At 68.6% G+C, this 20,653-nt stretch carries 23 protein-coding genes; 20 read left to right on the top strand and 3 right to left on the bottom strand.

All coding sequences use genetic code 11. From position 1 onward, the window contains the following. The first annotated feature begins 22 nt into the window (after positions 1 to 22). From ACGFNP_RS12810 to ccsA, 4 genes are read left to right on the top strand one after another with little or no spacing between them, the layout of a single operon-like run. Positions 23 to 589 carry a TlpA disulfide reductase family protein gene (locus ACGFNP_RS12810; RefSeq protein WP_358339528.1) on the top strand — a complete coding sequence of 189 codons (567 nt, stop codon included), beginning with the start codon at positions 23 to 25 and terminating at the stop codon, positions 587 to 589. Further along, positions 582 to 1,304, top strand: a complete 723-nt coding sequence (locus ACGFNP_RS12815) for a cytochrome c biogenesis protein CcdA (RefSeq protein WP_358339530.1) — start codon at positions 582 to 584, stop codon at positions 1,302 to 1,304. Before ACGFNP_RS12810 ends, ACGFNP_RS12815 begins: the two co-directional genes overlap by 8 nt. Next, positions 1,304 to 2,845 (top strand): cytochrome c biogenesis protein ResB, encoded by a 1,542-nt coding sequence (locus ACGFNP_RS12820; protein ID WP_393317870.1) that lies wholly within the window; start codon positions 1,304 to 1,306, stop codon positions 2,843 to 2,845. The genes ACGFNP_RS12815 and ACGFNP_RS12820 overlap by 1 nt, the downstream gene beginning before the upstream one ends. After that, positions 2,835 to 3,785, top strand: coding sequence for a cytochrome c biogenesis protein CcsA (gene ccsA / locus ACGFNP_RS12825; RefSeq protein WP_358339534.1), 951 nt, complete (start codon positions 2,835 to 2,837; stop codon positions 3,783 to 3,785). Before ACGFNP_RS12820 ends, ccsA begins: the two co-directional genes overlap by 11 nt. 1 nt (position 3,786) lies before the next feature. On the opposite strand, the gene ACGFNP_RS12830 is transcribed toward ccsA, so the two are convergent. Next, positions 3,787 to 4,092 carry a PLDc N-terminal domain-containing protein gene (locus ACGFNP_RS12830; RefSeq protein ID WP_358339536.1) on the bottom strand — a complete coding sequence of 102 codons (306 nt, stop codon included), beginning with the start codon at positions 4,090 to 4,092 and terminating at the stop codon, positions 3,787 to 3,789. Between the two features lie 170 nt (positions 4,093 to 4,262). Here ACGFNP_RS12830 and ACGFNP_RS12835 point away from each other — a divergent pair, with 170 nt between their 5' ends. Then, on the top strand, positions 4,263 to 5,474 hold the full coding sequence (locus tag ACGFNP_RS12835; RefSeq protein WP_358339538.1) for a hypothetical protein: 1,212 nt from the start codon (positions 4,263 to 4,265) through the stop codon (positions 5,472 to 5,474). A gap of 10 nt (positions 5,475 to 5,484) precedes the next feature. Next, positions 5,485 to 5,727 carry a hypothetical protein gene (locus ACGFNP_RS12840; protein WP_219529161.1) on the top strand — a complete coding sequence of 81 codons (243 nt, stop codon included), beginning with the start codon at positions 5,485 to 5,487 and terminating at the stop codon, positions 5,725 to 5,727. A 111-nt stretch (positions 5,728 to 5,838) separates the two neighbouring features. On the opposite strand, the gene ACGFNP_RS12845 is transcribed toward ACGFNP_RS12840, so the two are convergent. Beyond that, entirely contained in the window at positions 5,839 to 6,057 is a 219-nt protein-coding gene (locus ACGFNP_RS12845; RefSeq protein WP_219529162.1) for a BldC family transcriptional regulator, read from the bottom strand. Between the two features lie 257 nt (positions 6,058 to 6,314). Here ACGFNP_RS12845 and ACGFNP_RS12850 point away from each other — a divergent pair, with 257 nt between their 5' ends. Beyond that, positions 6,315 to 6,533 carry a DUF4229 domain-containing protein gene (locus tag ACGFNP_RS12850; protein WP_219529163.1) on the top strand — a complete coding sequence of 73 codons (219 nt, stop codon included), beginning with the start codon at positions 6,315 to 6,317 and terminating at the stop codon, positions 6,531 to 6,533. Here ACGFNP_RS12850 and ACGFNP_RS12855 read toward each other — a convergent pair. After that, complete coding sequence (locus ACGFNP_RS12855) at positions 6,530 to 7,741, bottom strand: hypothetical protein (RefSeq protein ID WP_393317876.1); 1,212 nt, start codon at positions 7,739 to 7,741, stop codon at positions 6,530 to 6,532. The two genes, ACGFNP_RS12850 and ACGFNP_RS12855, sit on opposite strands and share 4 nt — an antisense overlap. Before the next feature lie 77 nt (positions 7,742 to 7,818). Between ACGFNP_RS12855 and ACGFNP_RS12860 the strand changes: the two genes are divergently transcribed. From ACGFNP_RS12860 to nuoK, 13 genes are all read left to right on the top strand, one after another. After that, entirely contained in the window at positions 7,819 to 8,535 is a 717-nt protein-coding gene (locus ACGFNP_RS12860) for a demethylmenaquinone methyltransferase (protein ID WP_358339542.1), read from the top strand. A gap of 486 nt (positions 8,536 to 9,021) precedes the next feature. Continuing rightward, the gene (locus ACGFNP_RS12865; RefSeq protein ID WP_358339766.1) at positions 9,022 to 10,257 is read left to right on the top strand and encodes a geranylgeranyl reductase family protein; all 1,236 of its coding nucleotides are present in this window, start codon (positions 9,022 to 9,024) and stop codon (positions 10,255 to 10,257) included. Between the two features lie 76 nt (positions 10,258 to 10,333). Next, the gene (locus ACGFNP_RS12870; RefSeq protein WP_214640645.1) at positions 10,334 to 10,729 is read left to right on the top strand and encodes an NADH-quinone oxidoreductase subunit A; all 396 of its coding nucleotides are present in this window, start codon (positions 10,334 to 10,336) and stop codon (positions 10,727 to 10,729) included. A gap of 2 nt (positions 10,730 to 10,731) precedes the next feature. After that, positions 10,732 to 11,283: an NADH-quinone oxidoreductase subunit B family protein gene (locus ACGFNP_RS12875; protein ID WP_219529166.1), complete on the top strand. Its 552-nt coding sequence runs from the start codon at positions 10,732 to 10,734 to the stop codon at positions 11,281 to 11,283. Further along, the gene (locus ACGFNP_RS12880; RefSeq protein ID WP_393317881.1) at positions 11,280 to 11,978 is read left to right on the top strand and encodes an NADH-quinone oxidoreductase subunit C; all 699 of its coding nucleotides are present in this window, start codon (positions 11,280 to 11,282) and stop codon (positions 11,976 to 11,978) included. Before ACGFNP_RS12875 ends, ACGFNP_RS12880 begins: the two co-directional genes overlap by 4 nt. A gap of 40 nt (positions 11,979 to 12,018) precedes the next feature. Continuing rightward, entirely contained in the window at positions 12,019 to 13,344 is a 1,326-nt protein-coding gene (locus ACGFNP_RS12885; protein ID WP_358339544.1) for an NADH-quinone oxidoreductase subunit D, read from the top strand. Next, positions 13,341 to 13,997 carry an NADH-quinone oxidoreductase subunit NuoE gene (gene nuoE / locus ACGFNP_RS12890; RefSeq protein WP_358339546.1) on the top strand — a complete coding sequence of 219 codons (657 nt, stop codon included), beginning with the start codon at positions 13,341 to 13,343 and terminating at the stop codon, positions 13,995 to 13,997. Before ACGFNP_RS12885 ends, nuoE begins: the two co-directional genes overlap by 4 nt. Continuing rightward, complete coding sequence (gene nuoF, locus ACGFNP_RS12895) at positions 13,994 to 15,283, top strand: NADH-quinone oxidoreductase subunit NuoF (RefSeq protein ID WP_358339548.1); 1,290 nt, start codon at positions 13,994 to 13,996, stop codon at positions 15,281 to 15,283. Before nuoE ends, nuoF begins: the two co-directional genes overlap by 4 nt. After that, a complete protein-coding gene (locus ACGFNP_RS12900; RefSeq protein WP_393317886.1) occupies positions 15,280 to 17,667 on the top strand; it encodes an NADH-quinone oxidoreductase subunit G in 2,388 nt (795 codons plus the stop codon). The genes nuoF and ACGFNP_RS12900 overlap by 4 nt, the downstream gene beginning before the upstream one ends. Beyond that, entirely contained in the window at positions 17,664 to 19,019 is a 1,356-nt protein-coding gene (gene nuoH, locus ACGFNP_RS12905) for an NADH-quinone oxidoreductase subunit NuoH (protein WP_358339552.1), read from the top strand. Before ACGFNP_RS12900 ends, nuoH begins: the two co-directional genes overlap by 4 nt. Next, entirely contained in the window at positions 19,006 to 19,521 is a 516-nt protein-coding gene (nuoI, locus tag ACGFNP_RS12910) for an NADH-quinone oxidoreductase subunit NuoI (protein ID WP_214640637.1), read from the top strand. Before nuoH ends, nuoI begins: the two co-directional genes overlap by 14 nt. After that, positions 19,514 to 20,314: an NADH-quinone oxidoreductase subunit J gene (locus ACGFNP_RS12915; protein WP_358339553.1), complete on the top strand. Its 801-nt coding sequence runs from the start codon at positions 19,514 to 19,516 to the stop codon at positions 20,312 to 20,314. Before nuoI ends, ACGFNP_RS12915 begins: the two co-directional genes overlap by 8 nt. After that, a complete protein-coding gene (gene nuoK, locus ACGFNP_RS12920) occupies positions 20,311 to 20,607 on the top strand; it encodes an NADH-quinone oxidoreductase subunit NuoK (protein ID WP_214640635.1) in 297 nt (98 codons plus the stop codon). Before ACGFNP_RS12915 ends, nuoK begins: the two co-directional genes overlap by 4 nt. The last annotated feature ends 46 nt before the right edge of the window (positions 20,608 to 20,653 follow it).

Here is a 20,653-nt window from a genome sequence, read left to right on the forward strand (position 1 = left end):
TAGTACAAGGAGATCTTCCTCCGTGCGCGCCAAGTCCACCACCCTCCTGTTGTTGGCCGTGCTGGTCGCGGGCTGCGCGGGCACCAACCAGTCCGGCCAGCCACAGGCCGGCGACACCCGTTTCGTCGCGGGCGACGGGAAGATGCAGGTGTTCGGTGCCGCCGACCGCAAGGCCGCTCCCGCGATCAGCGGGGAGACCCTCGACGGCGCGACCGCGTCACTCGCCGCGCACAAGGGCAAGGTCGTGGTGCTCAACTTCTGGGCGTCGTGGTGCGGGCCGTGCCGGGCGGAGGCGCCGGTGCTGAAAGAGGTCGCCGCCAAGACCAAGGGCGGCGTGGAGTTCCTCGGCGTCGACTTCAAGGACCGCAAGGCCGACGCGCAGGCGTTCGAACGCACCGAGCAGACCGGCTACCCGAGCATCTTCGACCAGCCGGGCAAGGTCGCGCTGGCCTTCCAGGGCACGGTGCCGCCCGCGGCCATCCCGTCCACGCTGATCATCGACGAGCAGGGCAAGATCGCCGCCAGGGCGCTGGGCGCGGTCAAGTACACCGACCTGATGAACGCGGTGACCAAGGTGCGCGATGAATGACGTCGTCGCCTCGGGCTCGCTGCTCCTGGCCGTGCCCATCGCGGTGCTGGCCGGGGTGGTGTCCTTCCTGTCGCCGTGCGTGCTGCCGCTCGTCCCGGGCTACCTGTCGTACGTGACGGGCATGAGCGAGGACCCCAAGCGCGGGCGGCTGGTGCTCGGCACGGTGCTGTTCGTGGCCGGGTTCGGGCTGGTGTTCGTGCTCAGCGGCGCGCTGTTCGGCGGGCTCGGCTCGGTCATGCTGGGCAACGCGGAGAAGATCACGCGGGTGCTCGGCGTGCTGACGATCCTGCTCGGCCTGGCCTTCCTGGGCGTGCTGCCCGGCCTGATGCGCGACGTCCGCATCCACAAGCTGCCCGCGGCGGGGCTGGCCGGGGCGCCGCTGCTGGGCGTGGTGTTCGGGCTGGGCTGGACGCCGTGCATCGGGCCCACGCTGGCCGTCGTGCTCGCGCTCGGGCTGAACGAGGGCAGCGCCGGGCGCGGCGCGCTGCTCGCCGTGGCGTACGCGCTGGGGCTCGGGCTGCCCTTCGTGGCCGCCGCCCTCGCCTACAGCAAGGCGCTGCGTACCTTCCGCGCCATCCGCAAGCACTCACGGCTGATCACCAGGATCGGCGGCGGCATGATGGTGGCCGTCGGCATCCTGCTGGTGACCGGCCTCTGGGGTGAGATGATCGCCACCATGCAGGGTCTGATCGGCGCTTTCCGGCCGGTGATCTGATGACCGTCGACGAGCTCGAAAAGGGGCAGAAGCGACCCGCCGGCATGGGGCCCGTGGGCTGGCTGCGGTGGACCTGGCGCACGCTCACCGCGATGAAGACGGCGCTGATCCTGCTCTTCCTGTTCGCGCTGGCCTCCGTGCCCGGCTCGCTGGTGCCGCAGCGCAGCGTCGATCCCGACAAGGTGGCCCAGCTCTTCCAGAGCGACCCGGCGCTCGCCGAGTGGTACGACCGCTTCCAGCTCTTCGACGTCTTCACCTCGGCCTGGTTCGCCGCGATCTACCTGCTGCTGTTCACCTCGCTGATCGGCTGTGTCCTGCCGCGCACCGCCACCTACGTGCGCGAGCTGCGCCGCCGTCCACCGGCCGCGCCGCGCAACCTGTCGCGCCTGCCCTACTTCTCGCGCCTGGACGACCCGCTGACCGTCGAGGAGGCCGCCAGCCGGCTGCGTCGGCTCCGCTTCCGCGTCGACGTCGGCGACGGCTGGGTGGCCGCGGAGAAGGGCTACCTGCGCGAGACGGGCAACCTGCTCTTCCACGTCTCCCTGCTGGGACTGCTCGTCGCGGTCGGGTTCGGCTCCCTGTACGGCTACCGCGGCAACGTGCTGGTGGCCGAGGGCGACGGCTTCGCCAACACGGTCGCCGCCTACGACCGGTTCATCCCGGGCACCCAGGTGTCGGCCGAGTCGCTGGAGCCGTTCTCGTTCACGCTCAAGGACTTCCAGGCGAGCTACCAGGTCGAAGGCGAGAAGAGGGGGCAGGAGCTCGACTACTCCGCCTTCCTGAGCGTCAACGACTCGCCGGGGTCGCCCGCGCGCGACTACACGCTCAAGGTCAACGAGCCGCTGGAGATCAACGGCACCCAGACCTACCTCATCGGTCACGGCTACGCGCCCGTCTTCAAGGTCACCGACGGCAAGGGGCAGGTCGCCTTCGAAGGGCCCGTGCCGTGCCTGATCGAGGACAAGCCCTCGCTCACCTCGGGCTGCGTGGTCAAGGTGCCCGACGCCCAGCCGTCGCAGCTCGGGTTCCTGCTGCGCTTCCTGCCCACGAGCGACGGCGCCGGGGCCTCGCTCTTCCCCGGCGCGCTCAACCCCCAGGTCCAGCTCCTCGGGGCCTTCTCCGGCGACCTGGGCGTACGCTCCGGCCAGCCGCAGTCCGTCTACGAGCTCGCGCCGCCAGAGGTGATGCGGAAGCTCACACCGCTGGTCATGGGCACCGGCCACGCGCCCCTCTCGGTCGGGGGATCCCTCGACCTGCCCAAGGGCGCGGGGAAGCTGGAGTTCACCGGGGTGAAGGAGTGGATGACGCTCCAGATCGCCTACGACCCGGGGCGGCTGCCCGCCCTGATCGCCGCGGCCGCGGCCGTCGCCGGCATCGTGTGCTCGCTGATGATCCGCCGCCGCCGGGTGTGGGTGCGGGTCAAGGACGGCGTGGCCGAAGTGGGCGGCCTGACCCGTACCGAAGGCTCCGCGGCGGGCTTCACCGAGGAGTTCGCCGACATCGTCAAGGTCCTATCAGCCGGAGGCAAGGATGCCCGCTGAACAGCAACTGGCCGGGGTGAGCGACCTCTTCATCGTCGCCGCCGTCCTGCTCTACCTGGCCGCCATGATCGGGTTCGCGCTGGAGCTGGCCTTCGGGCGCTCCAGCGCCGAATCGCCCGCCGTCCGCGCCAGGCAGCCCGTGGGAGTCGGTTCGTCGGGCGGCCCTGTGGACGCCTCCGCGGAGCCCGGCGGCGGGCCGGTGGCCGTCGAGCCACCGAACTGGGCGCCCAAGGCCGGGTGGCTGGCCATGGCACTCGGCTGGCTCGGCTGGACCGCGAACCTGTTCGCCATCGTCACCCGCGGCCTGGCCGTGGACAGGTGGCCATGGGGCAACATGTACGAGTTCGTGGTGGCCATCTGCTTCGCCGCGGTCACCGCCTTCCTCGGCACCCAGCTCCGGCACAACGTCCGCTTCCTCGGCGCCTTCGTCATGGTGACGGCCGCCCTGGGGCTCGGCTTCGCGGTCAAGGTCCTCTACACGGCGGCGGGGCCGGTCGTGCCGGCGCTCAACTCGTACTGGGTCGCCATCCACGTGACGGCGGCGATCCTGGCGAGCGGACTGTTCGTCCTGGCCGGGGTCTCGGGCATCCTCTACCTGATCCGCGGCGACGGGGCGTCACGGCTGCCGTCACGAGCCGACCTGGAGCGGGTGGCCCACCGCGCGATCGTCTTCGCCTTCCCGGTATGGACCTTCGCCGTCATCGCCGGCGCCCTCTGGGCCGACAAGGCATGGGGCCGTTACTGGGGCTGGGACCCCAAGGAGGTCTGGGCCTTCATCACGTGGGTGGCCTACGCGGCCTACCTTCACGCCCGGGTCACCGCGGGATGGCGTGGCCGCGCGGCGACCATCGTGCAACTGGTGGCGTTCGGCTGCCTGCTGTTCAACCTGGTGGGCGTCAACATGTTCATCTCGGGCCTGCACAGCTACTCGGGGCTGTGAGCTAACCGTCCTCGCCGCGCATGCGGCGGTCGAGGTCGCGCAGGAACTCGGGGTCGTCGTCCGGGCCCTTGGGGACCGGCCGCCGGCGGGCGCCCGGTTGCGGGGTCACCGGCCAGGCCTCTCGGTCCGGCTGGGGACGGCCGCGGAGCATCCAGACGGCCCCGCCCACCAGGGGCACCAGCGTGACGACGAGCACCCAGAGTGGTTTTGGTACGTTCCTAACCTCTTCCTCCGGCGTGGTGATGACGTCGAACAACGTGTACAGCCAGAAGGCCAACAGGGCCAAGCCGATAACGACACCTACCATGTCCGAACTGTAAGCCATTCGCGTCGTGATCGTGTTTTTCCGTTGTCCCATTTCGGATGACTCCAGCGAGACCTACGTCGTACGGTGGACACGATTCAGCGGCGTCCGCCCGCTGGGACCGCCGATCGCGGCGCCTCGCGCGCGGGCGTTCCACGGCGTTGAGGGGTGCGATGGCCTTTTCTAACGACAAGGGCCGCCATCGGCGGGGTCGTTGGTGGCGGCGCGGCTCGTATCTCTTCTCCCGTCGCGGTGAGGCGCCCCCCGACGCGGACCGATCTTTCTGGACGAACGACCGGCACGCGTTCCCCGGCAGGGCCGGACGGCCGGTCAACCGGCGGGACCGGGCACGTGAGGACGGCTCCGGGCGGCCGGTGTGGCCATGGCGGGCCGGTGCCAAAGACGCGGCCAAGGGTCGCCCGGTGTCCGAACGGTACGGGCACATGGGACGCGGATGGCCGGGCCGGGAGCCCGCCGGGCGGGACTCGATCGGGAGCGAGGGGAGTTTCGCGTTGTTCGGCTGGGTGGGCCGGGAGCGGCGCCAGGCCGGCGGCGGAGATTCCGACAGGTGGTCCTGGGGCGGGCGCGATCGACGCGGGCGGCAGGAGGGCGGGGAGTTCCAGCAGTGGGACGCCGCCGAGGCCGGGGAGCCGCGGCGGTGGGAGGCGGGGGAGCAGCGGTTGTCGGCGGCGGTGGTCGACCGCCCGCAGTACACCTGGCAGGACTTCGAGCTCGACGACGTGGCGCCCAGAGCGCAGCCCAACCGCCCCGACGCCCCCTCGATCGGCGACGGCCTGCAGCACTGCGGCAAGCTGGAGACCATCCTGCACCGCCAGTGGGACGCCCGGGAGGGCCCGCCGTCGCGGGAGGTCGTACGGGCCGTGGAGAGCCTGGCCAGGCTGCCCGACCTGCTGAAGGCGAAGCTCGCCGAGGGCCTCGAAGGCATCTATGTCGGCCCGGGCGGGGTGCCGGACCTGGACGACATGGGTTACCTGCGCGGCGCCCCGCTGCCGTCCGGCCGGGCCTCGTGGGACATCTGCGCCGGAGCCTACGGCGACGGGAAGATCGTGGTGGGTGACCGCCCCTCGCCCACGCCCGACGTGATGATGCACGAGGTCGGGCACGCCATCGACGACGTCGACTCGGCTTACGGAGACTGGGTGTCCGACTCCCGGGAGTTCGCGACGCTGTACGAGGAGATCACGCCGCTCCTGGTCTCCGCCTTCCATCGCCAGGGTGGCGGGCTGGGGCGCAAGGAGTTCTTCGCCGACGCGTTCGCCGCGATCGCCTCGCGCCAGCGACCGGCGCTCGTCGACATGCTGGGCGGTGACACCCGCACCGCGCTCAACGTCATGCTGTTCTTCAACCGGCGCTACGGAATCTAGGTGATCAGCCATGTACGTCATCCGGCTCGCTGACGGGACCCTGCGCGTGCCGCAGAGCCTGACCAGCGAAGACGGGCGTCTCATCGGCAACGCGTACGTGGAACTCGAACCCGGCGATCCCGACTACGACACGTGGCTACCGGAGTCCCTGACGGAGGAGGAGGCGGCGGAACGCCGGGAGCGCTGGCTGACGGACAACGACGACCTGGAGCAGGAGTTCCTGGCCTTCAAGGCCGAACAGGAAGACGCCTAGGGCCGTGGCGGCGGCCGACCCCGTGCCAGGGCCCCGGGAGATGCTCAGCCGGCGTTTCCTGGGCAGGGGGAGACGGCGATCCTGCATGCAGGACCACCGTCTGATGGAACGTCAAAAACGCGGGGACTCGGCCGACCGCTCGGCCGTTAGAACGTCCTCGCCTCTAAGAAGGGCGTGCACTTCCGACTCGCGGAACCGCCGATGCCCTCCGGGGGTGCGGATACTGCTGATGCGGCCTGCCGCGGCCCAGCGTGTAACCGTCTTTGGGTCTACCCGGAAGAGGGCGGCAACCTCTCCTGGGGTCAGCAGACGCTCGCTGCTACTCTCCACCAATCTCTCCCCCTCGCATCCCGCTTCCTGCCAGCGGGCGGACAGGTAACCAGTGTGTCGAGCGAAGCCTGATTTATCCGTGGTTTTCGACAAAGATCACGGGTTGTTATCAGCTGACTGCCCGATTGTTATATGATAGAGCCTCTTTGGGGCTCTCGTGGGTGTTTCTTTACGAAACATCCTAACTGGGAACACTAGCAGTGCCCGCGCCCGATGCGAAGAGCGACCGTCCACACAGGGCGAGTAACCTCGATCCTGTGCATCCCGTTCTCGTTTACACCGCGTCGCGGATCGGTCTGTTTGTCGTGACGCTAGGTGTCCTGCGCCTGCTTGGCCTGCAAAATCCACTGGTGCTGATCATCGTGACTTTCTTGATCAGTGGCATAGCCAGCTACGTCTTGCTGTCGAAGCAGCGTGACGCCGTAAGCACACGCATCAGCGACAAGATCGACCGACCCAAGCCACAGAGCGACTAGGGCAGGGGGAACATGCCAATCCGGGCATGGTACTCCCGTCCGAGTCGAGTTGTGTCACTACCAACGAGTAGTCCACCGCTGTACACCAGAAATGCCTTGACCCCGATGCCGCGCTCCCTGCCAGGATTCCAAGTCAGCGCCATTCCGGTGCTCGGATGAATGGCACCGATGCCCTCGCGGGGCACCGCTCCCGGCCCGGCTGAGTCGTGGCCCAGTGGATTGTTCAGCCACCGCTGGTGCCCGCCGACGTAGATCGCCGCACCGGTCACCGCCACCGCGTAGAGCGAGTCGCCGCCGGTCTTGTTGACCCAGGTGGGTGTGATTCGCTCGCCGCTGCCGTACGTCTCGAATCTGGCCGTGCTGTCACACAGCCGCTTGCCGCCTATCGGGCCGCCAGTGGTGACGACGGCGAAATAGCTGCCGTCGGGCGCGAAATCCAGGCCGCGTACGTAGGAGGGGAAGGCCTCCATGCATTTGGGGACGTACGCCTCGGTCCGCCAGTCGGCCACCTTGGCCCCTCCACCGCGGACGTCGATCAGCCCGAGCTGCGGTCGCGACAGCCCGTCGAGCGTGGTGAAGTTGCCGTCGACCGCGAGCCGTTCGGCGGTCACGGCGAGCGCGTAGACCTTCACCCTGGGCGCCAGCGGCGTCCCCGGTGTGATCGTGAACCTTGGGTCGGCCGCGCCGCTCGACGCGTCGAGCCTGGCCAGGGCCGTGCGCGGCCGGGTGAAGTCGCCGCCCGCGTAGAGCTGCCCGCCGCGCCTGGCCAGCGTGGTCACCGTCCCGCCGGAGACGCCGGGCGCGAAGTCCTTTATGACCGACCCGTCGATGAGGTTGAGCTTGGTCAGAGCCGTGGCCTGCGTCTCGCCGACCGAGGAGAAGTCGCCGCCGACGTAGACCGTGCCGCCGTCGCCGGGGGCCAGGCTGTAGACGGTCCCGTCGACCTGCGGTGCGAAGTAGCGCAGGATGTGTCCCGTGGCGAGGCTGTAGGCGAAGACGTTGTCGCGGGTGTAGGTGTGGGTCCGCGAGGCGTCGGCGACCTCGCTGAACGAGCCGCCCACGACGACGGTGCCGCCGACCAGGGTGATGGAGTTGACGATCCCGTCGAGCACGTGCGGGGTGGTGTCGACCGGGTCGGCCGACACGACGCGCGGGTGCGCGACGGGGGCCGTGGCGATGATCGCCGCGAGGGCGACACGTACAAACATTCGGCAATTTCTAGCAGACGGTGGGTAATCATGCGGCTACTTTCCGTCGATTGTCGCGATGGTCATAGGCTTGGGCCATGACGCGTGCTCAACTGGACAAGCAGCCGGATCAGGTCGCCGCGATGTTCGATCGCACGGCCCGGCGCTATGACTTGGTCAACGATGTGATCTCCCTGGGACAGGTGCGGTTCTGGCGCAAGGCGGTGGCCGCCGCCGTCGACGCCGGGCCCGGCGAGATCGTGCTCGACCTGGGAGCCGGCACCGGCACGTCCACCGACGCGTTCACCACGCTCGGCGCCCGCGCGATCGCCTCGGACTTCTCCCTCGGGATGCTGCGCACAGGGGTGCGCCGGCACGGTGGCAACGCGCTGAGCGGGGCGGGGGTCCCGTTCATCGCGGGCGACGCGCTGCGGCTGCCGTTCGCCGACGACGCCTTCGACGCGGTGACGATCTCGGTGGCGCTGCGCAACGTGCACGACACCGCGCAGGCGTTGCGGGAGATGCTGCGCGTGACGAAGCCGGGCGGCCGGCTGGTGATCCTGGAGTTCTCGCACGTGACGGTCGGCGCCTTCGACCTGGTCTACCGCGAATACCTGATGAAGCTGCTGCCGCGGGTGGCCACGGTCTTCGGGTCTAACGACGACTCCTATGCCTATCTGGCCGAGTCGATCAGGGACTGGCCCGACCAGCCGACGCTCGCGCGCACCATTCAGGAAGCCGGCTGGGAGCGGGTGGCGTGGCGCAATCTCACCATGGGCATCGTCGCGGTGCACAGGGGGTTCAAGCCCGTCTGAGTCGCCATTAATGCTTCTCGGGCCGGCCTTGCGGATATCACCGCCGGGAGATAGCGCTTATCGCGGGAATTAGCCGTTGTTCGGGCCGACGCGGCTCCGGGCGGGGATGGTTCCAGGTAATTCGCGGGCGGGCTGGTGTAGCGTTTCGGTTACGGAGTGTGACAGTGCTCGGCGCCGTCGTTGTAACGCACGTCACATTCGGCACGATAGGCTCCGATATATCCGTGACGCTACGAAGGAGTCCGCCCGGTGCACGTCCGCGAGTTCGAGGTCTGATCTCCCCGTGGCGACCACCCAGGGCCCTTCGTCTCCGACGGAGGGTTTTCGTTCGTGCGAAGACCGCCCCCCGGCTGACACTTTGTCCAGGAAAAGCGTTAGACTGCGGGCCGACAAGTTTGTGAAGGGGTTCACAAGAGAACGAAGGCGCCACACCCCGAGGCCTTCGAGCGTGTAGGACAGGACAGTCCAGTGACCGTGCCAGCAGCCATGCAGGCTGACGCCGACGTCATCGTCGTCGGCGCCGGTCCCGCCGGTTCCGCAACCGCCTTTTACCTCGCTCTCGCCGGGTTCGACGTGCTGCTCCTGGAGAAGACGAAGTTCCCCCGCGAGAAGGTCTGCGGCGACGGCCTGACCCCCAGAGCGGTCAAGCAGTTGCTCAACATGGGTGTCGACATCGACGCGCCCGGCTGGATCAGGAACAAGGGCCTGCGGGTGGTGGGTGGCGGGCACCGGTTCGAGCTCGACTGGCCGAAACTCGACCGCTTCCCCGACTTCGGCCTCGTACGCACGCGCCAGGACTTCGACCAGATCCTCGCCGCCAACGCCGTCAAGGCCGGGGTGCGGCTGATGGAGGGCGTGAACGTCACCGGCCCCGTGCTCGACGACCGCAGCGGTCATGTGGTCGGGGTGACGACCAAGGACGGGGTGACCTACCGCGGCCGTCTGGTGGTGGCCGCCGACGGCAACAGCACCCGGCTGGCCCTGGGCATGGGGCTGCACAAGCGCGAGGACCGCCCGATGGGCGTGGCCGTACGGACCTATTTCGAGAGCCCGCGCCACGACGACGACTACCTGGAGACGTGGCTGGAGCTGTGGGACGGCGACACGCTGCTGCCCGGCTACGGCTGGGTGTTCGGCGTCGGCGACGGCACCGCGAACGTGGGGCTGGGCCTGCTCAACACCAGCGACCAGTTCAAGAGCATCGACTACCGCGATCTGCTCAAGCGCTGGTGCAAGGCGATGCCCGCGGAGTGGGGCTTCACCGAGGAGAACATGACGGGCCCGATCCGCGGCGCCGCGCTCCCGATGGCCTTCAACCGCCAGCCCCACTACACCCGCGGCCTCGTGCTCGTCGGCGACTCCGGCGGGGCGATCAACCCGTTCAACGGCGAGGGCATCGCGTACGCCATGGAGACCGGCGAGATCGCCGCCGAGACCATCGTCAAGGCGCTGCGCGGGACCACCCCCGCGCAGCAGGAACGGATCCTGCGCACCTATCCTCAAGTGTTGAAGGACGCCTACGGCGGATATTTCACGCTTGGCCGGTGGTTCGTCGAGGCGATCGGGAAGCCAGGGGTGATGAGCTTCGGAACGCGGCACGGGTTGCCACACCCGAGGCTGATGCGCTTCGCGCTCAAACTCCTTGGTAATCTCACCGACCGGCGAGGCGATGCGTCGGACAAGATCATAAACGCACTCTCGAAGGTCGCGCCACCAGCATGAACCTCACACTCACCCGGCAAAGTCATAGATCAGGCTGCGCGCCCGCGCGCGTGGCGACTCCAGAGGAGGCGTAGCGATGGACCTTTACGTGCCCATCCTGGTGCTCGCCGTTCTCGCGGGGGGCTTCGCGATCTTCTCGGTCGCCATCGCTCCCTTCACCGGTCCCAAGCGCTGGAACCGCGCCAAGCTTGACGCATACGAATGCGGCATCGAGCCGACGCCCCAGCCGGTCGGTGGCGGACGGTTCCCGCTGAAATACATGATCACCGCGATGCTCTTCATCGTGTTCGACATCGAGATCATTTTCCTTTACCCCTGGGCTGTCTCCTTCGCGCCGCTGAAGAACGACGCGGGCAGCGTGCTCTCCTCGGGCCTCGGGGTGTTCGCGCTTGTCGAGATGCTGCTGTTCATCGTCACCGTGCTCGTGGCCTACGCGTACGTGTGGCGCCGCAAGGGTCTGGACTGGGACTAGAAATGGGACTTGAAGAGAAACTCCCCAGCGGGTTCATCCTCAGCACGGTCGAGCAGGCCGCGGGCTGGGCGCGCAAGAACTCCGTATGGCCGGCCACGTTCGGCCTCGCCTGTTGCGCCATCGAGCTGATGGCCACCGGTGGCCCCCACTACGACCTGGCGCGCTTCGGCATGGAGCGCGCTTCGGCGTCTCCTCGCCAGGCCGACCTGATGATCGTCGCCGGACGCGTGTCACAGAAGATGGCTCCCGTCCTGCGGCAGATCTACGACCAGATGGCCGAGCCCAAGTGGGTCATCTCGATGGGCGTGTGCGCCTCGAGCGGCGGCATGTTCAACAACTACGCCATCGTGCAGGGCGTGGACCACATCGTCCCGGTCGACATCTACCTGCCCGGCTGCCCGCCGCGGCCGGAGATGCTGATCGACGCGATCGTGAAGCTGCACGACAAGATCCAGAACATGAAGTTCGGCGCCCACCGCGCCAAGCAGATCGACGAGCTCGAACTGCAGGCGCTGCGTACGCTGCCGCTGATCGACCAGGGGGCCGCGAAGTGACCTCGCCCGACAACCTCCCCGAGGTCCCCACCAACGCCGAGGTCCCCGAGGTGCCGGCGGTCCCCGAGCCGCCCGTGGCCCGGCGCGGCATGTTCGGCGCGACCGGCACGGGTGACACCTCCGGTTACGGCGGCCTCGTCGTACGGCGGGCACCCCAGCTCTCCACGCCCCGCCCGTACGGTGGCTACTTCGACGAGCTGGTCGACACGCTGGCCATGGACGACGCCATCGAGCGGGTGGTCGTCGACCGGGGCGAGCTGACCCTGCACGTGAAGCGGGAGCGGCTCGTCGAGGTGTGCCAGAAGCTCCGCGACGAGCCCGCCCTGCGGTTCGAGCTCTCGCTCGGCGTCTCCGGTGTGCACTACCCGCACCTGAAGGGTGAGGAGCTGCACTCGGTCATCCACCTCTGCTCGATCACCCACAACCGGCGCGTCCGCGTCGAGACGAGCGCCCCCGACGAGGACCCGCACATTCCCTCGACCGTCGGCGTCTACCCGGGCCACGACTGGCACGAGCGCGAGGCGTGGGACTTCTTCGGGATCATCTTCGACGGCCACCCCGGCCTGACCCGCATCATGATGCCGGACGACTGGGACGGCCACCCGCAGCGCAAGGACTATCCGCTCGGCGGCATCCCGGTCGAATACCGCGGCGCCACGATTCCCGCGCCCGACCAGAGGAGGTCGTACGCGTGAGCATCGAGCTGAGCGTTGACGAACGAAGTGAGGTTGACTCGTGACCACCGGATACGACGAGGCGACCGAGGGCAAGGTCTACTCGGTCACCGGCGCGGACTGGGACGAGGTCGTCAGCGGTGTCCGCGACTCCGAGGACGAGCGGCTGGTCATCAACATGGGCCCGCAGCACCCGTCCACGCACGGGGTGCTGCGGCTGGTGCTGACCCTCGACGGTGAGACGGTCACCGAGGCGCGCAGCGTCATCGGCTACCTGCACACCGGCATCGAGAAGAACCTGGAATACCGCACCTGGACCCAGGGCACCACGTTCGTCACCCGCATGGACTACCTCTCGCCGATCTTCAACGAGACCGCCTACTGCCTGGGCGTCGAGAAGCTGCTCGGCATCGAGGACCGGATCCCCGATCGGGCCCAGGCCATCCGCGTGATGATGATGGAGCTCAACCGGATCTCCTCGCACCTGGTGGCGATGGGCACGTTCGGCATGGAGCTGGGCGCGACCACGCCGTTCCTGTTCGGCTACCGCGACCGCGAGCTGATCATGGACCTGTTCGAGTACATCACCGGGCTGCGCATGAACCACGCCTACGTCCGCCCCGGCGGCGTGAGCGTGGACCTGCCCGCGGGCGCGGTCGACAAGATCGGCGAGTTCCTCAAGATCATGCCGCAGCGGATCAAGGACATCCGCAAGCTGCTCGACGAGAACCCGGTCTACCTGCGCCGCACCAAGGACGTGGGCTACCTCGACCTGACCGGCTGTATGGCCCTGGGCATCACCGGGCCGATCCTGCGGTCCGCGGGCCTGCCGTGGGACCTGCGCAAGTCGCAGCCCTACTGCGGGTACGAGACCTACGAGTTCGAGGTGGCGACCGAGCGCGGCTGCGACGTGTTCTCCCGCTACCTGGTCCGGATGCGGGAGATGGAGGAGTCGCTCAAGATCGTCGAGCAGGCCCTCGACCGCATCGCCGGGCCGCTCAAGGGCGACCCCGTGATGATCGAGGACAAGAAGATCGGCTGGCCCGCGCAGCTCGCGCTGGGCCCCGACGGGTTCGGCAACTCGCCCGACCACATCGCGCACATCATGGGCAGCTCCATGGAGGCCCTCATTCACCACTTCAAGCTGGTGACCGAGGGATTCCGGGTGCCGGCCGGGCAGGCGTACGCGTCGATCGAGTCGCCCAAGGGCGAGCTCGGCGCGCACGTGGTGAGCGACGGCGGCACCCGCCCCTACCGCGTCCACTTCCGCGAGCCGTCCTTCTGCAACCTGCAGGGCTTCCCCGCGATGGCGGAGGGCGGCCAGGTCGCCGACGTCATCGCCGCGGTGGCATCTATCGACCCCGTCATGGGAGGTGTGGACCGGTGACTTACTCACCGGAAGTCCGAGAGCGTCTCGAACGAGACGCCAAGGAAATCATCGGGCGCTACCCGAAGACGCGGTCGGCGCTGCTGCCGCTGCTCCATCTCGTGCAGTCCGAAGACGGTCACGTCTCCGACGACGGGCAGGAGTTCTGCGCGGAGCTGCTGGGCATCAGCAAGGCCGAGGTCGTCGGCGTCGCGACGTTCTACACCATGTACAAGCGCAAGCCGGCCGGCGACTACCACGTCGGCGTCTGCATCAACGCGCTCTGCGCCGTCATGGGCGGCGACCAGATCTGGGAAGAGCTGTCGGAGCACGTAGGCGTCGGCCACGAGGAGACGACCAGCGACGGCAAGGTCTCGCTCGAACGCCTCGAGTGCAACGCGGCCTGCGACTTCGCGCCGGTCATGATGGTCAACTGGGAGTTCTTCGACAACCAGACGCCCGAGTCGGCCAAGCAGCTCGTCGACGACCTGCGTGACGGCAAGGACGTACGCCCGACCAGGGGGCCGAAGAAGCTCTGTACCTTCAAGGAGGCCTCGCGAGTGCTCGCGGGCCTGCCCGACGACCTGGCGGGCGACGGCCCGTCGGCGGCGGGCCCCTCGCTGGAGGGCCTCAAGGTCGCCAAGGCCAACGGATGGAAGGCCCCAGAGGCATGAGCACGACTCTCACCCCGGTCCTGACCGCGAACTGGGACCAGGCCAACTCCTTCACCCTCGCCGGTTACGGCGAGTATGAGGCGGCCAAGAAGGCGCTGGGGATGGACCCCGACGCGGTCATCCAGGCCGTCAAGGACTCGGGACTGCGCGGCCGCGGCGGCGCGGGCTTCCCGACCGGCATGAAGTGGGGCTTCATCCCGCAGGGTGACGGCAAGCCGCACTATCTCGTCGTCAACGCCGACGAGTCGGAGCCGGGCACCTGCAAGGACATCCCGCTGATGATGGCCAACCCGCACTCGCTGGTCGAGGGCGTCATCATCACCGCGTACGCGATCCGGGCCAACCACGCCTTCATCTACGTGCGGGGCGAGGTGCTGCACGTGATCCGCCGGCTGCACGCGGCCGTGCGCGAGGCGTACGAGAAGGGCTACCTCGGCAGCGACATCCTCGGCTCCGGCTACGACCTCGAACTCGTCGTGCACAGCGGGGCGGGGGCGTACATCTGCGGCGAGGAGACGGCACTGCTCGACTCGCTCGAAGGCTTCAGAGGTCAACCGCGGCTCAAGCCCCCGTTCCCGGCCGTGGCGGGCCTTTATGCCTCGCCTACTGTTGTGAACAACGTGGAGTCTGTGGCCAGTGTTCCCTCAATCGTGACCAACGGGGCCGACTGGTTCGCCGGGATGGGCACCGAGAAGTCCAAGGGCTTCGGCATTTTCTCGCTGAGCGGCCACGTCACCCGGCCCGGCCAGTACGAGGCGCCACTCGGCATCACGCTGCGCGAGCTGCTCGACATGGCGGGCGGGATCCGCGAGGGGCACGAGATCAAGTTCTGGACCCCGGGCGGCTCGTCCACGCCGATCTTCACCAATGAGCACCTGGACGTGCCGCTGGACTTCGAGTCCGTCGGCGCCAAGGGCTCCATGCTCGGCACCCGGGCGCTGCAGATCTTCGACGAGACGACCTGCGTGGTCCGTACGGTACTGCGCTGGACGGAGTTCTACGCCCACGAGTCGTGCGGCAAGTGCACGCCGTGCCGCGAGGGCACCTACTGGCTCAAGCAGGTGCTCAAGCGCCTGGAGAAGGGCCAGGGCACCGAGGAGGACCTGTCCACGATCACCGACATCGCGGACAACATCCTGGGCCGCTCGTTCTGCGCGCTCGGTGACGGCGCGACGAGCCCGATCCACTCCTCGGTGAAGTACTTCCGCGACGAGTACCTCAAGCACTTCGAGGTCGGCGGCTGCCCGTTCGACGCGAAGAAGTCCACTCTCTGGGGTGACCAGTGACAACAACCGCCGTAGAGACCAGTCTGGTAACCCTCACCATCGACGGGTTCCAGATCAGCGTCCCGAAGGGCACCCTGATCATCAGGGCGGCAGAGCTGCTGGGCATCCAGATCCCGCGCTTCTGCGACCACCCGCTGCTCGACCCGGCGGCCAACTGCCGCCAGTGCCTGGTCGACATCCCCGACGCCGGCAACGGCCGCGGCTTCCCGAAGCCGCAGCCGTCCTGCGCGATCGACGTCGCCGAGGGCATGGTGGTGCAGACCCAGCTCACCTCGCCGGTCGCCGAAAAGGCGCAGCGCGGGGCCATGGAGCTGCTGCTCATGAACCACCCGCTCGACTGCCCGGTCTGCGACAAGGGCGGCGAGTGCCCCCTGCAGAACCAGGCGATGTCCAACGGACAGGGCGAGTCCAGGTTCCAGGAGCAGAAGCGGACCTTCCCCAAGCCGCTGCCGCTGTCCACCCAGGTGCTGCTCGACCGCGAGCGCTGCGTCCAGTGCGCGCGCTGCATCCGCTTCTCCGACCAGATCGCCGGCGACCCGTTCATCGACTTCTTCGAGCGCGGGGCCAAGGAGCAGGTGGGCGTCGCCGACGGCAAGCCGTTCGACTCCTACTTCTCCGGCAACACGGTGCAGATCTGCCCGGTCGGCGCGCTGACCGGCGCCGCCTACCGGTTCCGGGCCAGGCCGTTCGACCTGATCTCCACGCCGAGCGCGTGCGAGCACTGCGCCTCCGGCTGCAGCCTGCGCACCGACCACCGGCGCGGCAGGGTCACCCGCCGCCTGGCGGGCAACGACCCGCAGGTCAACGAGGAGTGGAACTGCGACAAGGGCCGCTGGGCGTTCTCCTACGCCACGGAGCCCGACCGCCTCAAGATGCCGCTGGTCCGCAACGAGGAGGGCGTGCTCGAACCCACCTCCTGGCCGGAGGCGCTCAGCGTCGCGGCCAAGGGCCTGGCCGCCGCGCGCGGCAAGGCCGGTGTGCTGGTCGGCGGCCGGGTGACGGTCGAGGACGCCTACGCGTACGCCAAGTTCGCCCGGCTCGCCCTCGGCAGCAACGACATCGACTTCCGCGCCAGGCCGCACTCCGTGGAGGAGACGCATTTCCTTGCGCACGCGGTGGCCGGCAAGGGCATCGAGGTCTCCTACAGCGACCTCGAGAGCGCCCCGGCCGTGTTGCTGGTCGGGTTCGAGCCCGAGGAGGAGTCGCCCATCGTCTTCCTGCGCCTGCGCAAGGCGTGGATGAAGAAGGGGCTCAAGGTCACGGCGATCGCTCCGTTCGCCACCAACGGCCTGGCCAAGATGGGCGGCACGCTCATCCGGACCGCACCGGGCGCGGAGGCCGACGCGATCGGCGACCTGGTCGGCTCACTCGCCGAGGGCACGATCGTGCTCGCCGGCGAGCGGCTCGCCACGGTCCCCGGCGCGCTGTCCGCGCTGGTACGGCTCATCGCCGCCTCGGACGCCAAGTTCGCCTGGATCCCGCGCAGGGCCGGCGAGCGGGGCGCGGTCGAGGCCGGTGCGCTGCCCAACCTGCTGCCCATCGGCCGCCCGGTCGGCGACGAGGTCGCCAGGGCGGAGGTCGCCAGGGCGTGGAACGTGGGCGCACTGCCCGACACGCCGGGGCGCGACACCACGGGCATGCTGCTCGCGGCCCTGGAGGGGGAGCTGGACGCGCTGGTCGTGGCCGGTGTCGACCCCTACGACCTGGCCGACCCGGGCGCCGCGCTGGCCGCGCTGGAGCACACCCCGTTCATCGTCAGCCTGGAGATCCGCGCCAGCGCGGTCACCGACCGGGCCGACGTGGTCCTGCCGGTCGCCGCCGTGCAGGAGAAGGACGGCACGTTCGTCAACTGGGAGGGCAGGGGCCGCTCGTTCGAGGCCCCGCTCCGGGTGCCCGGCCTGCGGAGCGACCTGGCCGTGATCGGCAGCCTGGCCGACCGGATGGACGTCCACCTGGGCCTGCCCGACGCCGCGGCCGCCCGGCGCGAGCTGAGCGCGATGGGCTCCTGGCGGGGCACTCGCGTCGCCGCGCCCAGCACCGCCACCCGCTCGCAGCCCGCGCCGCGGACCGGCGAGGCGGTGCTGGCGACCTGGCACCTGCTGCTCGACGAAGGCCGCCTGCAGGACGGCGAGCCGTACCTCGCGGGCACCGCCCGCGCCGCGGAGGCGCTGGTCTCGGAGAGCACGGCGGCGGAGATCGGTGTCGTCGACGGCGACAAGCTGGTCGTCGGCGGCCAAGGTCCCAACGCTGTCACGCTGCCGGTACGCGTCGCCGACCTGCCGGACCGGGTGGTCTGGGTGCCGGCGAACTCCGGCGGCTGCTCGGTCACGCGCGATCTCGGCGCGTCGACCGGCGACATCGTCACGATCGGGAGCGCCTCATGATCCCTGTTCTCGCGACTGATCCGACCCTTGCCGACTTCGGCAAGGATCCGCTCTGGATCACGATCATCAAGGCCGTGATGCTGTTCGCTTTCCTGATGCTCTGCATCCTGTTCGGCGTCTGGTTCGAACGGAAGCTGATCTCCAGGATGCAGAACCGCTTCGGCCCCAACCGGGCGGGCAAGTTCGGCCTGCTCCAGTCGGTGGCCGACGGCATCAAGATGGGCCTGAAGGAAGACCTCTTCCCGCGGACCGTCGACAAGGTGCTCTACCTGATGGCCCCGGTCATCATGGTGATCCCGGCCTTCCTGGCCTTCTCGATCACCCCGTTCGGGCCGATGGTCAACCTGTTCGGCGTGCGGACGCCGCTGCAGCTGGTCGACCTGCCGGTGGCCGTGCTGTTCATGCTGGCCATGGGCGCCATCTCGGTCTACGGCGTGGTGCTGGCCGGGTGGTCGTCGCGCTCGCCGTACGCGCTGCTGGGCGGGCTCCGGTCGGCGGCGCAGGTGGTCTCGTACGAGATCGCGATGGGTCTGTCGTTCGTCGGCGTGTTCCTGTTCGCGGGGACGCTGTCGACGTCGGAGATCGTCAAGTCGCAGGCGTCCGGCGGCCAGCTGTGGGGTATGTCGATGCCCTCCTGGTACGTCGTCCTGCTGCTGCCGTCGTTCCTGATCTACGTGTTCTGCGCTTTCGGTGAGGCCGCGCGTATCCCGTTCGACCTGCCCGAGGGTGAGGGCGAGCTGGTCGGTGGCTTCCAGACCGAGTACTCCTCGTCGCTGAAGTTCGCGCTGATCATGATGGGCGAATACCTGCACACCTTCGTCGCCTCGGCGATGGCCATCACGCTGTTCCTCGGCGGGTGGCGGGCGCCGTTCCCGATCACGTGGTTCTGGGCCGGGGCGAACGAGGGCTGGTGGCCGCTGCTCTGGTTCTTCGTCAAGTTCGTGCTGGTCTTCTGCTTCGTGGTGTGGGTGCGGGCCTCGCTGCCGCGCGTCCGCTACGACCAGCTCATGTCGCTGGGGTGGAAGGTTCTCATCCCGGTCAACCTGGCGTGGATCATGCTGGTCGCCACGATCCGGACCGTCATGTACGTCAAGAACGGCGAAGCCGGCTTCGAGGGCACCCTGGCACCCGTCATGGTGGTCGCGGTGATCGTCATCGTCGGCGCGCTCGGCATCTGGGCCCGGTTCGACACCGTGAACCAGCGCCGCAAGGAAGCGAGGAAGGCGGAGGTCGAGGCGGAGTTCGAGGAGCTGTCCGACGAGCCAACGGCCGGTGGCTTCCCTGTGCCGCCGCTCGACCTGCCGCACTACCACGGGGTGCAGCACAAGGAGATTCCCAGTGGGACTAACTGATTGGCTGAACCCCGTCAAAGGCTTCGGGGTCACCTTCCACACGATGTTCAAGAAGCCCGTCACGGTCAACTACCCGGAGGAGAAGAGGCCGACAGCGCCGCGCTTCCACGGGCGGCACCAGCTCAACCGCTGGCCCGACGGGCTGGAGAAGTGCGTCGGCTGCGAGCTGTGCGCGTGGGCGTGCCCGGCCGACGCCATCTACGTGGAAGGCGCCGACAACACCGACGCGGAGCGCTTCTCGCCGGGTGAGCGTTACGGCCGCACCTACCAGATCAACTATCTGCGGTGCATCCTCTGCGGCTTGTGCATCGAGGCGTGCCCGACCCGGGCCCTCACGATGACCAACGAGTACGAGCTGGCCGACACCAACCGCGAGAGCCTCATCTTCACCAAGGAGATGCTGCTCGCGCCTCTGACCCAGGGGATGGAGCAGCCTCCGCACCCCATGCGGCTCGGGGAGACCGAAGAGGACTACTACCGGCTGGGACGGACCAATGGGTGAGACCATTACGTTCTGGGTGCTCGCCGTCGTATCCGTCGGCGCTGCGCTCGGCATGGTGTTCAACCGGAAGGCCGTCTACTCGGCGCTGATGCTCGGCACCGTGATGCTCTGCCTGGCGGTCCTCTACGCCGTGCAGGATGCGCCTTTCCTGGCCGCGGTGCAGATCATCGTCTACACCGGCGCCGTCATGATGCTCTTCCTGTTCGTGCTCATGCTGGTCGGCGTCGACTCCTCCGACTCGCTGGTCGAGACGCTGAAGGGCCAGCGCGTCTGGGCCGCGCTCGCCGCCGTCGGGTTCGCCGCGCTGGTCATCCTGGCCATCGGCAACGCGGTCTTCGCCAACCAGACGGGGCTGGCCTCGGCCATCGGGCAGGCCGGCTACATCCGGGCGCTGGCGCTGCTGCTGTTCACGAAGTACGTCTTCGCCTTCGAGATCACCTCGGCGCTGCTGATCACCGCCGCGCTCGGCGCGATGGTGCTGGCACACCGCGAGCGGCTGACCGTACGGCCCACGCAGAAGGACCTGGCCCGCGCCCGGTTCCTCGGCGACCGCCCGTCGCCGCTGCCCGGACCCGGCACCTACGCCAGGAACAACGCCATCGACATGCCGGCGCTGCTGCCCGACGGCTCGGTCGCGGAGAGCTCGGTCAACCGCTACATCGCGCGGTACGACGTCGAGCAGGGTCATCTTCCCGAGGACCCGAAGCTCGCCGAGGCCATCAAGCACAGGGCCGCCGTCGAGTCGGCTGATTCGGCTGAGTCGATTGAGTCGGTTGAGGAGGAGTCCAAGTGACCACCCATTACCTCGTCCTGTCGGGCCTGCTGTTCGCCATCGGCGCGATGGGCGTGCTCATCCGGCGTAACGCGATCGTGGTGTTCATGTGCGTCGAGCTCATGCTCAACGCGTGCAACCTCGCTTTCGTCGCCTTCGCCCGGCAGAACGGCAACCTCGAAGGTCAGATCATCGCGTTCTTCGTGATGGTGGTGGCCGCGGCCGAGGTTGTGGTCGGCCTGGCGATCATCGTGACGATCTTCCGAACCCGCAGGTCCGCGTCGGTAGACGACGCCAACCTGCTGAAGTACTAAGAGGTGACTGGTGGAATCTCCTGTTGAGATCGTCCAGCACACCGCC

It is taken from the genome of Nonomuraea sp. NPDC049269 (assembly GCF_043197155.1).
Taxonomy (GTDB): domain Bacteria; phylum Actinomycetota; class Actinomycetes; order Streptosporangiales; family Streptosporangiaceae; genus Nonomuraea.

Coding starts and splice junctions, on each gene's coding strand:
- ACGFNP_RS12815 (WP_358339530.1), top strand. CDS start 582: ATGAATGACGTCGTCGCCTCGGGCTCGCTGCTCCTGGCCGTGCCCATC.
- ACGFNP_RS12820 (WP_393317870.1), top strand. CDS start 1,304: ATGACCGTCGACGAGCTCGAAAAGGGGCAGAAGCGACCCGCCGGCATG.
- ccsA (WP_358339534.1), top strand. CDS start 2,835: ATGCCCGCTGAACAGCAACTGGCCGGGGTGAGCGACCTCTTCATCGTC.
- ACGFNP_RS12830 (WP_358339536.1), bottom strand. CDS start 4,092: ATGGTAGGTGTCGTTATCGGCTTGGCCCTGTTGGCCTTCTGGCTGTAC.
- ACGFNP_RS12835 (WP_358339538.1), top strand. CDS start 4,263: ATGGCCTTTTCTAACGACAAGGGCCGCCATCGGCGGGGTCGTTGGTGG.
- ACGFNP_RS12840 (WP_219529161.1), top strand. CDS start 5,485: ATGTACGTCATCCGGCTCGCTGACGGGACCCTGCGCGTGCCGCAGAGC.
- ACGFNP_RS12855 (WP_393317876.1), bottom strand. CDS start 7,741: ATGTTTGTACGTGTCGCCCTCGCGGCGATCATCGCCACGGCCCCCGTC.
- ACGFNP_RS12860 (WP_358339542.1), top strand. CDS start 7,819: ATGACGCGTGCTCAACTGGACAAGCAGCCGGATCAGGTCGCCGCGATG.
- ACGFNP_RS12865 (WP_358339766.1), top strand. CDS start 9,022: ATGCAGGCTGACGCCGACGTCATCGTCGTCGGCGCCGGTCCCGCCGGT.
- ACGFNP_RS12870 (WP_214640645.1), top strand. CDS start 10,334: ATGGACCTTTACGTGCCCATCCTGGTGCTCGCCGTTCTCGCGGGGGGC.
- ACGFNP_RS12875 (WP_219529166.1), top strand. CDS start 10,732: ATGGGACTTGAAGAGAAACTCCCCAGCGGGTTCATCCTCAGCACGGTC.
- nuoF (WP_358339548.1), top strand. CDS start 13,994: ATGAGCACGACTCTCACCCCGGTCCTGACCGCGAACTGGGACCAGGCC.
- nuoH (WP_358339552.1), top strand. CDS start 17,664: ATGATCCCTGTTCTCGCGACTGATCCGACCCTTGCCGACTTCGGCAAG.
- ACGFNP_RS12915 (WP_358339553.1), top strand. CDS start 19,514: ATGGGTGAGACCATTACGTTCTGGGTGCTCGCCGTCGTATCCGTCGGC.